The sequence below is a fragment of the Chryseobacterium sp. POE27 genome (genome assembly GCF_039727685.1).
Classification (GTDB): Bacteria; Bacteroidota; Bacteroidia; order Flavobacteriales; family Weeksellaceae; genus Chryseobacterium.
Genome location: NZ_CP152475.1, coordinates 3892866 through 3907171, shown reverse-complemented (window position 1 = coordinate 3907171; position 14306 = coordinate 3892866). Strand labels below are relative to the sequence as shown.

The 14306-nt window shown below is 33.6% G+C and carries 12 protein-coding genes and 1 pseudogene; 10 read left to right on the top strand and 3 right to left on the bottom strand.

Translation table 11 applies throughout. From position 1 onward, the window contains the following. Positions 1-3 precede the first annotated feature (3 nt). From AAHI02_RS18815 to AAHI02_RS18785, 7 genes are all read left to right on the top strand, one after another. Positions 4-936 carry a hypothetical protein gene (locus tag AAHI02_RS18815; protein ID WP_346984559.1) on the top strand — a complete coding sequence of 311 codons (933 nt, stop codon included), beginning with the start codon at positions 4-6 and terminating at the stop codon, positions 934-936. Continuing rightward, positions 890-1288 carry a M23 family metallopeptidase gene (locus AAHI02_RS18810; RefSeq protein ID WP_346984558.1) on the top strand — a complete coding sequence of 133 codons (399 nt, stop codon included), beginning with the start codon at positions 890-892 and terminating at the stop codon, positions 1286-1288. The genes AAHI02_RS18815 and AAHI02_RS18810 overlap by 47 nt, the downstream gene beginning before the upstream one ends. Before the next feature lie 9 nt (positions 1289-1297). Then, entirely contained in the window at positions 1298-2059 is a 762-nt protein-coding gene (locus AAHI02_RS18805; RefSeq protein ID WP_346984557.1) for a hypothetical protein, read from the top strand. Positions 2060-2242: 183 nt separating this feature from the next. Then, entirely contained in the window at positions 2243-3016 is a 774-nt protein-coding gene (locus AAHI02_RS18800) for a hypothetical protein (RefSeq protein ID WP_346984556.1), read from the top strand. Between the two features lie 258 nt (positions 3017-3274). Beyond that, on the top strand, positions 3275-4558 hold the full coding sequence (locus AAHI02_RS18795) for a hypothetical protein (protein WP_346984555.1): 1284 nt from the start codon (positions 3275-3277) through the stop codon (positions 4556-4558). A 1-nt stretch (position 4559) separates the two neighbouring features. Beyond that, positions 4560-5153, top strand: coding sequence for an LPS export ABC transporter periplasmic protein LptC (gene lptC / locus AAHI02_RS18790; protein WP_346984554.1), 594 nt, complete (start codon positions 4560-4562; stop codon positions 5151-5153). Positions 5154-5156: 3 nt separating this feature from the next. Next, a complete protein-coding gene (locus tag AAHI02_RS18785; RefSeq protein WP_346984553.1) occupies positions 5157-6200 on the top strand; it encodes an anhydro-N-acetylmuramic acid kinase in 1044 nt (347 codons plus the stop codon). Between the two features lie 29 nt (positions 6201-6229). On the opposite strand, the gene AAHI02_RS18780 is transcribed toward AAHI02_RS18785, so the two are convergent. Then, complete coding sequence (locus AAHI02_RS18780; protein ID WP_042722070.1) at positions 6230-6619, bottom strand: hypothetical protein; 390 nt, start codon at positions 6617-6619, stop codon at positions 6230-6232. A 36-nt stretch (positions 6620-6655) separates the two neighbouring features. Here AAHI02_RS18780 and AAHI02_RS18775 point away from each other — a divergent pair, with 36 nt between their 5' ends. Next, positions 6656-7264, top strand: a complete 609-nt coding sequence (locus AAHI02_RS18775) for an NUDIX domain-containing protein (protein ID WP_346984552.1) — start codon at positions 6656-6658, stop codon at positions 7262-7264. Here AAHI02_RS18775 and murF read toward each other — a convergent pair. Together murF and gldJ are read right to left on the bottom strand one after the other, a co-directional pair. Continuing rightward, a pseudogene (murF, locus tag AAHI02_RS18770) lies at positions 7261-8533 on the bottom strand (UDP-N-acetylmuramoyl-tripeptide--D-alanyl-D-alanine ligase). The gene AAHI02_RS18775 and the pseudogene murF sit on opposite strands and share 4 nt — an antisense overlap. Positions 8534-8597: 64 nt before the next feature. Then, positions 8598-10193: a gliding motility lipoprotein GldJ gene (gene gldJ / locus AAHI02_RS18765; RefSeq protein WP_346984551.1), complete on the bottom strand. Its 1596-nt coding sequence runs from the start codon at positions 10191-10193 to the stop codon at positions 8598-8600. Between the two features lie 163 nt (positions 10194-10356). On the opposite strand from gldJ, the gene AAHI02_RS18760 reads away from it, so the two are divergent. Both AAHI02_RS18760 and porU read left to right on the top strand, forming a co-directional pair. Continuing rightward, positions 10357-10977: a hypothetical protein gene (locus tag AAHI02_RS18760; RefSeq protein ID WP_346984550.1), complete on the top strand. Its 621-nt coding sequence runs from the start codon at positions 10357-10359 to the stop codon at positions 10975-10977. Continuing rightward, positions 10961-14254 (top strand): type IX secretion system sortase PorU, encoded by a 3294-nt coding sequence (gene porU / locus AAHI02_RS18755; protein ID WP_346984549.1) that lies wholly within the window; start codon positions 10961-10963, stop codon positions 14252-14254. The genes AAHI02_RS18760 and porU overlap by 17 nt, the downstream gene beginning before the upstream one ends. Positions 14255-14306: the final 52 nt, after the last annotated feature.

The window sequence follows — 14306 nt, the reverse complement described above, 5'->3', positions numbered from 1 at the left end:
AAGATGGAAAAAATAAGTAAAATATCATATTTATGGTTATTTATTTCAATATTAATATCTTGTCAAAAAATGGAAAGAAATAATATATCCAAACCTAAAGAAATTAATTATAATTTGTACTATGGAAAATGGTTATTTGTCAATAAAGAGAATAATAAATATTATTTCTGTAAAGATGTTGATAAGTTTATTGAGATAAGCAAAAATAAAATATATGAACATACAGCTATGGAAGATTCCAATTTTAATATTGACCATTTTAAAATCAAAGGAAATCAAACATATTTATATATAGATAAACAAGAAACTTCGTATTATATTTTAAATTGGGCAAATGAGAAAAAAGAAATTATTTCATGTAAACTAAATAGTAATAATTCAAATCTATTCATAGCCGAAAAAAAAGTAAAAACTATCGAAAATAAATATTGCTTTCCAAAAAATAAATCTTGTGTATTCAATGACAATACTGGTAGATACAAATTTACCTTAGAAGCAGAAGAATACAAAAATAATAAGGAGCAAAAATATCCAATCTCAGCATGGATTATCGTTACAGATAAAAAAAATAAAAAAACAGAAGAGATTCATTTTGAGCCAAACTCATGGACAACACTCAGTGAGTTACCATGTGAGAAATTTATCATTAAAGACTATAATTTTGATGGATTAGAAGATTTTGCTATTATTTGGGACGATGGAGGTAATGGAGGCGATTTATACGAGTATTATTTTCAAGATAAAAATGGAAAATTTTCTTCTAAAGATCCATTTCCTTTACAACACGGAATATTAGCAGATGATATTGATGCAGCAAATAGAACAATTACTACTCGAAATGTTGTAGGTTGCTGTAACTATAACTTAAATACTTACAAACTTACATCTAATGGAGAGTGGAAAACATTTTCAAAACAGGAAGCAATACAAAAGTGAAACTAATTTCTTTAAACTACAATACGAAAATGAAGGCGAAATGCTTAGTGGTTCTGGATTCAGTTTTGATGGAGACTTTTATCTATTTTATGCACATTTACAAGAATTAAGTAAGTCATTGAAAAAGGGGGATTTTGTTAATTGTGGTTTTGTTTTAGGTAAAAATGGAACAAGTGGATATGGAAGTAGCAAAGACCCTCATTTACATTTTGAAATAAGAAATTCTAATAGTGGGCACGGATTAAGTAATAGATGCCATCCTGGAATTTTTGTATATTATAAAGACGAAATTTCAATGACACTACAAGAAAAGGAATATCATAAAAAAATAGCAGAAAAAAACTGGGAATAAATATTAGATATGAAAAAAGTAATAATAGCCTATTGTTTTTTAACATTAATTTCTTGCAAAGGTCAGAGGGACGAAGCAAGTTTTACTATAACAAAAACGCAAAACAATAAAAAAACAAAATCACTAACTAATATAAGTTATAAAAACATAATATTTGAAGAGATAAAGTGCAGCACAACTTTTGGTGACAACTACTACAAATCATCTTGTAAGAACATAGAAGTTTATAATAATGTACTGAAAGCTTCTGATAATAATAAATACGAATTAATAACAATAAAATTTAAAGATATTGATAAGGCAATTATTAGAAAATTAATTAATGAAGAACTATCGACATCAGACGTATTTATTTATTCAAACAAATCAGATAATAGTTTAATTTTATTTCTTCCTTTAGTAGGTGAGTTTAACTTTGGATGGAAAATATATTATTTTAAAGATAAAATTTTATATCCATTAGGTCAGAGAATAACATATTGGAAACCAGAATATGAAGAGTCTGAAATAAAATATAAAGATTTTATCAAAATATACAAATCCAATGATGCCGTAACAGTGGAAATTCCTAGTAAATACATTATAAACAAAAATGAAGACTATCAAAATTATCCAAATTTCTTAGAGGGAAATTTTTATGAAAAAAATGACATTTCTTATTATGAATTTTCTTTATCAAATTTAAATTATTGTAAAAAATATAATAATGGTGAAATAGAGGGAGATTATAATAAAATGGTTAATAATAAAATTATAGATTTTATTAAGTAATTATTATTAAAATTCTCATGTCACACACAATAAAGATCGTTTTCTTAAAATATTTAAACCCGAAAGGCAAACCCAGTTGGATAATTTGAAAATATCATTATAATGCCAATGATACAAGTGCACAAGAAAAATATAGAGAAAGTCTCAAGGGAATTAAGTCAAAAATAGTAAATGATTTTAAAGATGAAGAATAACGGATTATTTATAATAATATTAATTGTAACAATGCTATTTACATCTTGTAAAAAACAAGAAAATACAATACTGGTAAAACCACAAACTGATATCTTAAGTAGGGTAGAAATTTTATCAAATAATAATTTTAAAAAGGAAGATAATGATTGCTTTATTTTATTGAAAAAAATAATATCTACATCTTCTATTCAAAATTCATTCATCGATAATTTTAATTTATCTATCGAAAAAAAAGATGATAGCAAACTTACAATTAAACTATTTAATAACTCAGATTCTCAAGAAAATGCTATCGGATGGATTGTTTTTGATGCTTCAGGTAAAAAATTACTTGATATAACAAATGATATAGATTACCCAACAAATTTAAAATTCAATATTACTTTGTGGAATAAACTAATAGATTGCTATTATGATTCAAACGAACAATATAAAATCAATTATCAAAATCTAGTTGATAATGATACATCTACTGAATACGGAAACGAACAAAATTGTATTTTTAAAAATACTTCTATTGAAGCTGTCTATCAAAAGACAAAAAATAAAAGAGAAGTAGAAAAGATAAATTATCTATTGCCTCATTTACCTAAAAAAAACATAACTAAAAACATAAATCAAGATGGACTAATTTCTATAAGTTATAATATAACTTCTAAAAAGGTAGTGATTGAATTTTTATTTAATGGAGGAGTAACAACGATAAGTATTGAGCAACAAGGCAAGAATGTTAAAAGAAATATAATTTATAGTGCTGATTAAAAAACTGACAAAGCATTAAAGATTACATCATTCTAAGAATTATGAAATAGAAATTTATACCAGACATAACAAAATGGAAAAAACTGCTGAAAAAGAAATATAAGATTCAAAATGACGGAAGTATAAAATAAACCAACAATAATACTCAAAATTTGTCACAATTACATCTATTCATCCCCCTTAACAAACTTTAACCTCATATAATTTTTACAATTCATTAATATTTAAGATATTTGCGCATTATTTTAAAAATAAAGAATGAAAAAAATCTTTGTACTATCATTAATATCAGTTGGATATTTCCTAAACGCGCAGAATCTGGGTAATTCACCTTATGCGACTTACGGAATCGGAGATGTAAAATATGATAATACGATCGAAACGTCCTCTATGGGGGGAATATCAACAGCTTTTATAAGCGATTTTACAAGTAATTTTAATTTTGCAAACCCCGCAAACAATGCTAATTTCGAGCTTACCAGTATCAAGCTGGAAGCGACCAACGAAAATAATTACTTCAAAACAGATTATAACAATACGAAGTCTACCAAACATTCTACGTATTTATCTAATATTTCACTGGCTTTTCCGTTATCACCAAAACTGAAAATGGGACTTTCTTACCAGCCATACAGTTCAAAAAGCTACGAGATTATTCACAGTGATACTCTTTCAACGGGAGAAATTAGATACAATAGATTCAAAGGAAGCGGAACTTTAAATACCGCACAGATTGCATTAGGCTATAAAATCAATGATAAATTTGCTGTAGGGGCAAGAGCCAATTATTATTTTGGGAATCTTTATGACCTTAATGAGCTTGCATATTCCAATGCGGAACTTATCAATGGTTATGAAACCAAAAACAGTATTAGAAACTTCAACTTTACATTAGGAGCAAGCTACCAGAACCTCAATACAAGCACTGACAGAAAGCTGACGATTGGTGCCACCACAACTTTCGGTAACACAAGTAACATGGTAACCGATTATCTGAACAGCACGTATTACTATTCGGATGCAGGACAAACTGTAAAAGCAAATGAAAGTATTATTGAAGAGAAAAATACAAACTCAAGAAATCTTTTACCACTACAAGCATCCCTTGGTGTAGGATATGGTGAAGAGAATAAATGGTTCTTATCTGTGCAGGGAGATTACAAAAAAGGCGAAAGCATAGCTTATTTTGGTCAGTCTCTTGATCTTCAGGATTCTTACAGAATTTCTGCCGGAGGCTGGTATTTACCAAACTATAACAACTTCAGAAGTTATTTTTCAAGAATCGTTTACCGCTACGGAGCTTTTTATGAAAAAGGAAGCTTACAGATTGCTGGACAAAATATTAATAAATTCGGGGTTTCTGCGGGCGTTCTTCTTCCTTTCAAAAACAGCAGTATAACAAGAATGAGCGGTCTTGAGCTTGGTCTTGAAGTCGGAAAAAGAGGAACACTTAAAAATAATCTGATCAACCAAAACTACGTTAACCTGAAAGTTGGTTTCAATTTTGCCGATAAATGGTTCAGAAAGACTTTATATAACTAGCATGAAGCCTTTCAGAAACATATTAAATAAAAACAATATAGCATACCTTTTCAGTTGTGCTATATTTTTTATGATAATATCCTGTGAAGAAGATCTTACAAAAAGTAAAGGTAAAAACAATAAAAATTTTCCTTCACAGATCATCAACAATGCCAATATTATTCAAAGAGATTCAGGTTTTGTAACTATGAGAGCGAAGGCTCCAATCATTGAGAAGTATGAACTCATTGACAGTCCGTACACCGTTGCGAAGAAAGGAGTAAATATCCTTTTTTACGATAAAAAGAAACCAAAAGTCCCTGGAACGATCAAGGCGAAATATGCTAAATTTTATGATTACAAGCAATTCTACGAAGCAAGAGGCGACGTAAGAATTACCACCAATGAGAATGAAAAATTTGCGATGCAGAGTGTATTTTGGGATCAGAGAAAAAAGAGAATTTATACACGTGACACGGTTTACGTGACGATGAAAGACGGCTCCACCCTGATAGGAGCTCATGGAATGACTGCCAAAGATGACTTCTCCGAATATGTTTTTTATCAGAATTCAGGAGATTTCAGCACCGACAAACTGTCTGAAAACAAACGATAATTTATGATTTTTCATGCCATAGGATTGATGTCCGGAACGAGTTTAGACGGATTGGATATTTGTTTTGCCAAATTCGAAAAGAAAGATTCATGGAAATTTGAAATTATAAAAGCTGAAACACTTCTCTATTCCGCAAAATGGGAAGAAAAACTGAGGAATTCAATATATCTTTCAGCCGAAGAATTATTGGAACTCAACTCCGAGTACGGTTTTTACTTAGGAAAAGCTGTTGAAAATTTTATTGAAAAAAATCAGCTTGAGAATGTAGATTTAATCGCATCTCACGGTCATACGGTATTTCATCAGCCTCAAAAAAAATTCACTTTACAGATCGGCGACGGGAGAGCAATAAAACTAGAAACGAATCTTCCGGTCATTTTCGATTTCAGAAGTCAGGATGTACTGATGGGTGGTAACGGAGCTCCACTTGTACCGATCGGTGACGAACTGCTTTTTTCGCAATACGACGCCTGCCTTAATTTAGGTGGATTTTCAAATATTTCATTAAAAATTAACGATCAAAGAATTGCTTTTGACATTGCTCCTGTAAATATTGTCCTGAACAAACTAGCTCAAAAATTCAATAAAAATTTTGACGAAAACGGAGATTTGGCCAAGAAAGGAGAAATTAATGAAGAATTACTTTTAAGATTAAATTCATTAGACTTTTATAAGCAACCCCATCCAAAATCATTGGGTATTGAATGGTGCAATGAAAATATTTTTCAACTATTTAAAAATATTGGAACCATTGATCTGCTTGCGACCTTTACAGAACATATTTCTCATCAGATCTCGAAAGTTTTTAATGAATATCAATTAAGTAATATACTTTTTACAGGCGGCGGAACTTACAATCAATATTTAATTGAAAAAATTAAAGCAAAAACTAATGCTAAAATTATTATTCCCGAAAAGGAAATCATTGACTATAAAGAAGCTTTAATTTTTGCCTTTATGGGAATTCTTAGGATGAATAATAAGATCAACGTTCTGGCATCTGCTACAGGCAGTTCCTGTGATCACAGTTCCGGAATTATTGCATAAAAAAAACCTCCATTTTGCGGAGGTTTAATTTATTTATAAGCTTCAATCTTATCGGTCAGCGTATTGATAAAGTTCTGAAGAGGTTTTTCCACCATCATTTTAATAAATGGGTTAAACTTACCTTCAAACAACATCTGAACCTCTGTCTGATTTTCGTTAAGAGGCTGCAAAACTGCAGTCAATGAAAAATCCAGACTGGAACTTGCCGACTTCAAAACTGCTTTCTGATCATTCACTTCATCTATTTTCAAGGCGATTTCCGGCATTCCCTGCAACCCAAATTTAAATCCGTCCTCTCTCGTTTCAAACTTCTGAAGACCATCCGGCATAAAATCTTTGTAATTTTCCGGTGATTTCAGTATTTCTACAAGATCTTTAGATGATTTATTGACAATAATCTTTCGTCCTTCTAAATTCATTTTTTATTTTTGTATTTAAATTCTTAATTCTTACAAATGTATAAAGTTTTTGTGAACGAAAAAAAATTATTGTTGTCTAAGCAATCTGAAAACTTAGAAAAAACGCTTGGATACGAAGGTGTCACAACATTGGAGATCGCTTTGGATCTTCTTGAAAATACATCTGTAAAGGAATTGAACGTTTTCGGGGATAATATTGCTGTAATCTGGTCAGAATTCCAAAAACTCTTCAGAATTATTGAGGCTGCCGGTGGTATTGTAAATAATCCCGCTGGTGATGTTCTTTTCATCAAAAGACTGGGAAAATGGGATCTTCCGAAAGGAAAAATGGAGAAAGGAGAATCCCGGGAAGAATCTGCCGTACGGGAAATTGAAGAGGAAACTGGTCTTGCCGACGTGGAACTGGTAAAGTTTATCAATACAACCTATCATATTTATGTAGAAAGGAATGGCGACAAAGTTTTGAAATGCACGCATTGGTTTGAAATGAATTTTAATGGTGAAGACACTTCAAAACCACAAATAGAAGAAGGGATTACTGAAGTTGCCTGGAAAAACACCGTTCAGATTGAGGATGAAGTTTTTCCAAGCACATTCAAAAATATTAAATTAATTATCCGAGAATTCTGGAGTACAAAATCTTAAATAAAATCTATTGCTTTTTCCAGAGCAATGCCTCTGGAGGCTTTTAATAGTATATTTTCTGAAGATATTGTATTTGTTTTAAGATATTCCGTTAATTCTGATATACTTTCGAAGCATGGCGTAGAATGATTAACAGCCATGAAATTTTTGCCAACAGTAATAATTTGATCAAAACCTAGATTTAAAGCTAAGTTTAATATATTATGGTGTTCAATTTCACTCTCATCTCCCAGTTCAAGCATATCACCAATAATAATTGTTTTTGAGCCTTTGAATGTAACAAAATTGTGTAAAGAGGCAGTCATTGAGCTGGGATTAGCATTATACGTATCCAGAACCAGTATTTTATGTCCTTTTTCGACAATCTGAGAACGCATATTTGTTGGCATATAGTTTTTAATAGCATGGCTAATTTTATCAAAATCAATTCCGAAATGAAGCCCTAAGCTGGCAGCAGCACAAAGATTAGTAAAATTATATTCTCCCGTAAGTTTTGAAAGAGCTTTTTTTGTCCTTATACATTAAACCTACAAAATGTTCTTCTGAAAAAAGCTCAAACTGATAATCTGATTCAGCTTTACCAAAGGTAATTTTGATTGGATAATCCATTGTTTTCTCAACCTGAATAGGATCGTTTTCGTTAACAAGAATTGTCTGATTATTATTTTTAAGATATTCATACAGTTCAGATTTTCCTCTAATAACTCCTTCAAGACCCCCGAATCCCTCTAAATGCGCCTTCCCGAAATTGGTAATATATCCAAGATTTGGCTGTGAAATTGAGGATAAAAATTCAATTTCTTTCTGATGATTGGCTCCCATCTCGATTACTGCCATTTCGTGTTCCAGTCTGATAGAAAGAATAGTTAAAGGAACGCCGATATGATTATTTAAATTGCCACGTGTGTACTGCACATTAAACTTTTCAGAGAGAACCGCATGAATAATTTCTTTAGTTGTCGTTTTTCCATTACTGCCAGTTAATCCGATGATAGGAATTTGAAGATTATTTCTGTGATATACAGCAAGCTCTTGTAAAAATTCTAAAGTTGAAGGAATATAGAAAATATTCTTCTCTTTATTTTCGTAATCCTGCTGTTCTACGATAACAGCCAAAGCTCCTTTATGAATAGCCTCTTCAGCTAATGTTGCAGCATTAAAATTCTCACCTGAAAAAGCAAAGAAAATATCATTCTTTCGAATTTTTCTGCTGTCGATAACAACATTTTCGGACTGTAAAAACAAAGGATAAAACTGTTCTGTATTCATGGTTCAAAAATAAAAAAACCTTCCAGAATTCCGGAAGGTTTTTTGAAAATTATTTTGATAAATATTATCTTCTTGTTCTACCCTTGTCACTCACTCTTGCATCCTGAGCTACACGGAATCCGATCCATCCGTAGGCTTTGTTTTGATTTTTATATCTTCTTTGTCCCGGATCCAGCCAATATGCTGTATCCTGCCAAGAACCTCCTTTTACAACTCTGATATCGTTGGAAATTTCAGAAGTTCTTTCCTTTCTGTCTTTCTGTAAAACTACTCTACCACTGCCATCTACAATAAATCTTGATTTAGGAGAATTGTACATATCATAAGTAGTAGCTGAATCAGATGCATTTCTGTAATCTAAAGAAGACATTCTGTCACCATCTCTGTAGTTTCTGTAATCAGCGATAGTTTCTCTTTCAAACTGACCAGGTAAAGTTTTGTAAACTAATCTTCCGTCTGCCAGAGTATCATATTTAATGCTGCTTTCATCTACCATTTTGTAAGTTCCGTCTCCGTTTCTTACGATAGCCTGAGGCATATTTCCTCTGTAGTAGTTGAAGTCGCTAAAATCTTCATCGATAATCGGTCTGTACACATCAGCAGTCCATTCTGATACATTTCCGTACATTCCATAAATACCTAAATCATTTGAAGGAAACTGTCTAACGTCAGAAGTTTGCGCTGATCCGTCATTTTTCCAGCCTGCGATACCTGAATAGTCACCGGCACCCATTTTAAAGTTTTCAAGAAACATTCCTCTATCTCTTCCTTTAGTCCCTCTTAATTTTTCAATCTGAGGGGTCTTACCTTTATATTGGTTGTACTCTCTGTTTTTAGCCAAACCTAAAGCTGCATATTCCCATTCTACTTCGGTAGGAAGTCTGAATTTGGTAACCATGGCAGCGTTCGGAGCTCTGTTTGCAGCTAGCAATCTTTGGTTTGTAGTTTTCAAACCTGTTTTTTGCTGCATTCTTTTTTCGTTGATGTATCCTTGCATTTCAGGATCATTCGATTTGAATTTATCCATATTGAATGCAGTTCCACCCTGATTATTAGATTCGTTGATGTACAAATCTTTGGCAATAATTCCGGATTGCATCAGAGCCTTTTCATTGGCTCTGTCTGATAACCACTCGCAATATCTGTTTGCCTGAGTCCAAGATACACCCACTACAGGATAGTAATCAAACTCCGGAGAACGGAAATACGTCTCGTTGTAATCATTTCTAGATAATTTGTTGTCCCACAATAAGGTATCCGGCAATGCGCCATTGTAGATTTCCTTGAAGCTAGGATCGCTTGGAGGGAATACATACTTCAACCATGTAAGGTATTCGCGGTATTCGTAGTTAGTAATTTCTGTTTCTCCGATAAAGAATGAACTTACCTGCATTCTGCGTGGTGAGTTATTCCAATCGTGCATAACATCATCTTTCACTAATCCCATTGTAAAAGTTCCACCTTCTACATATACCATCCCCGGCCAACCTTTCTGTTTTTGTTGCTTTCCTGCAAAAAACCAACCTTGTTTTTCGTTTGGTTTCCAACCTGTTTTGCTGACAAACTTTTTAGTACCGCCGCCATTATTAGATCCTCCGCAACTGGTTAATGCAAGTGTAGAACTTAATGCTATTAATGAAAACAACTTTAGTTTTTTCATAGTCGATATAAATATTTTCAAAGTACAAAGAAAAAATAAATTATTCAATAAATCAAGTAAAGAGTTGATTTTTTTGAAAAACGTTAACAAATTAATTTTATTGTATCACAATTTAATTATAAATTTTCATTTATTTTGTAATTCAGAAATTTCAAAAATAAACATGAAACAAAAAATCTCGCTTTTATTTTTATTAAGCTTTGTATCAATCCTCTGGGCTCAAAGAATCTCCATTGAATGGGATGGCTCTAAAATCCGGGATTATGGTGATACGAAACTCAATCTCCCTAATTTTAAAAATCAAGGATTTTCATTCAGCCAAAATAACATTTTTATAACTACCAAACAACAGGTTGGTGAAAAGCAGTTAAAAGTTTCTAATCCTGTATGGGAAAATATTTCTGCTAAAGATTTATTTGAAATAAGTAAAGATCTGCTTCCTGATTATGAGGTGAAAGATGTTACTTATTATAATCTGGAAGGAGAACGGTATGCCAGCATCAGTGTTGCTTTATTTAAAAAGGTGAAAGGTCAGGTTCAGAGATTATCTTCATTTGAAATTTCAGAAACAAATGCACCTAATAATTTATCCGGCACCTTAAAGGTAGGTACCACTGCCAATCCTTTATCAACAGGAAATTTTTACAAGATCAAGGTAGACAAATCCGGAATTTTCAAGATCACGAAACAGTTTTTACAGGATAACGGCATCAATCCTTCTTCTGTGAATCCTAAAAATTTCAGAATCTACGGAAACGGGGGGAATTATGCTTCCGGAGTATAATCAGGATGCAAGATACAGCGCTCTTCAGGAAAATGCGATCCAGGTTGTAGGGGAAGATGACGGCGTATGGAATGATAACGACTATGCCTTATTTTATGCTCAGGGACCGAACGGATACAACCTTTACAACTCGTCAAACGGAAATGGTTTTAAGAGAGTCGATACGAGAAATGACAGAAGTGAAAACGTAAAAAACATTTACGAAGATTATTCTTATTATTATATAAATTTTGATAAAGGTCCGGGAAAAAGAGTTCAGACAGTAGATGTCGCCCTGCCTTCTACTGCACCCATCACGAGGTTTGACAATTATCAGGTGATAAATAATGACCAGAAGAACCTGATGAAAGTAGGGAGGCTTTGGGTAGAAGAAGCTCCGTTTACGACCGATAAGGCGGTAACTTTCAATACAGCTTCACCCATTCAGAGCGGTGACGTCATCCGATACAGGGCGCAGGTCGTTGCGTACAAGTCTCAGCAAAACAGCATCAACTTTGACATTAATACACAAAACCCATCTACAACTCCCATTCCTGCTGCAAATTCCGGCGGAACCAACGAGTTTTATCCAGTAAGATATACGGGGACGATTTCGGGATTAAGCGGAAGCCAGATAACCTTCAACATCAAACCTAATATTACGGTTAACCCCAACGGAAATTTTTATGTGGATTATCTTGAGGTACAATATAAAGACAATCTGAATTTCAACGGAACCCAGATGAACTTCAGGGATTTTTCATTAGAAAGCGGAACGAATACTACTTACGGATTCAGTCTTTCCAATGCCGCTTCTGCTGAGCAGATCTGGGATGTTACTGATATTACAAATGCCAACAGAAGAGTAAATAAGGCGGCAGGAAATACAACTTTTAATTTTGCATATATTACGGCAGATCAGAATTTCAATAATGAATTTGTCGCTTTTAAAGCTGATGCTGCCTATTCCCCGCAGTTTGTAGGACGCATCAATAATCAAAATCTTTCTGCACTTCAAAATGTGGATTATCTGATTATTACGGTTCCTGAAATGATGGGACAGGCACAGAAACTGGCTAATTACCATCAGACAAAAAACAATTACAATGTACAGATCATAGATACTGACAAGATTTATAACGAATTCGGAAGCGGAAGCAGAGATCTTACGGCAATCAGGGATTTTGTCACAAAGCTGAATACCCCTGCCGGAACACTAAAATATGTTTTCATTTTAGGAGATACGTCATACGATTTTAAAAACAGAATATCAAACAATTCCAATGTTGTGACGAGCTATCAGAGTGAAGAATCATCTGACGTTGTACGGTCTTTCGTGACGGATGACTATATTGTAATGACAAGTCCACAAACGAGTGAATTTATTACAAACAATTTACCTGATCTCCCTGTAGGAAGACTTCCGGCGGCCAATGTAACGGAGGCGTCCAACATGATGGACAAAACTTTAGCGTATTACAATAACCTTTCCGGGCAGTCAACGCCTTTCGGAGAGTGGAAAATGAAGCTTGATTTTGTGGTAGATGATGATAATGATGGTGGTACACCTTTCCACACGGTTATGAATAGTTCTCTGGTAACTGTTTTTGAGCAACCATCAACAGATCTTAAGGAATATAATGTACGAAAATTGTATCTGGATGCTTTCCAGGCACAAAGTACTGCCGGCGGTCAAAGATATCCTCAGGTAAACCAGGCGATTTCAAATGATATCGGAAACAGCTTGTATATTTTCTATTTCGGACACGGAGGTATCAACGGATGGGCCCAGGAAAGAGTTTTAACTTTATCTGAAGTTCAGAATGCCAACAATTTCTCTAATGTGTACAGCAGATTTCCTTTTGTATCCACAATTACCTGCGAATTTACCCTTTGGGATGAACCTGAGACAGCCTCTGCCGGAGAACAGTTTATTAAGTTAAAACAAGGAGGTCCGGCCACCATGATTACTTCAAGCAGAGCTATCGATGTAGGATACGGAGTAGATTTCACGAATCTGTTTACCCAGAATATATTTAAACTTACCAGCGATGATTTTGAAACTTTAGGATACGCACATTTAAATGCTAAAAAACAGAAAGGTTCGGCTACAGATCACATGAAAGTTAATTTCCTTGGAGATCCGGCCATGAAACTAAGCAGACCGAAGCGATTACTCGTTATCGATAATATTGAAACTCCGGTACCGGGACTGATCAGAGGATTGGATTTCGTAAAAGTAAAAGGACATATCAACAATCCCAACGGTACGGTTAATACGACATTTAACGGAAGGGTAGTTATCAACATTTTTGATAAAAGATTGAATAAATCCACATTGAATAATGAAGGCTGGTCAACTCCGGCTCTTCAGTACACAGAAGAAGGGAGTGCCATTGTAAAAGCTTCCGGAACAGCTGTGAATGGGGTATTCACTGTAGAATTTTATGTACCGAAGGATATCAATTACGCCATCGGTCAGGGAAGAATCTTAGGATATGCAGACAATAAAGCCAGCGATGTATTTAATAATCAGGCAGTGCAGGTCGGAGATATCAACCCGAACGGAATTAATGATAATGAACCGCCAAAAGTGAAGCTGTATATGAACAATACCAACTTTGCGGAAGGTGGTATTACAGATCAGAATCCTATGCTGCTGGCATGTATCACCGATGATACAGGAATTAATTCTACAGGGTCTGGTATCGGTCACGATATTACAGTATATTTGGACGGACAAATTATCAACACTATTGTACTGAATGATTTTTATGCATCAGGAGAAGGAAACGGATGTCTGAGTCCGAGTCTGGCAGACTATCAAAAGGGAAATGTAACCTACCCTTTCAGGAACCTGTCAGTGGGGCAACATCAATTGACATTTAAAGTTTGGGATATAAACAATAATTCTACAACTGCAACGTTAAACTTTGAAGTTAAGGATGAAGCAGATCAGCATTTGGTGATCAACAGACCATTGAATTGGCCGAATCCGTTTACCAACAAAACATATATCCAGTTTGAGCATAATTGTGATGATATCCTTGATGTGAATGTTCAGATTTATACCATTACCGGAAAATTGGTAAGAACTTTATCTCAGCCTGTGGTCGCAGAACCCTTCCTACAGGGCTTTAGAACGCCACGTCAGGCAATAGAATGGGACGGAAGAGATGATTTTGGTGCCACAGTTGCAAAAGGTACGTATATTTTTAAGATATTTGCAAAAAGTCAAAATCAAGAAAAATGCAAAGGAAGTGCTACAGCTGTAGAAAAAATGGTACTTTTGAAATAATTTTAAAACAATAACAATAATAATATCAACAAAAAACTGATAATATATAAAA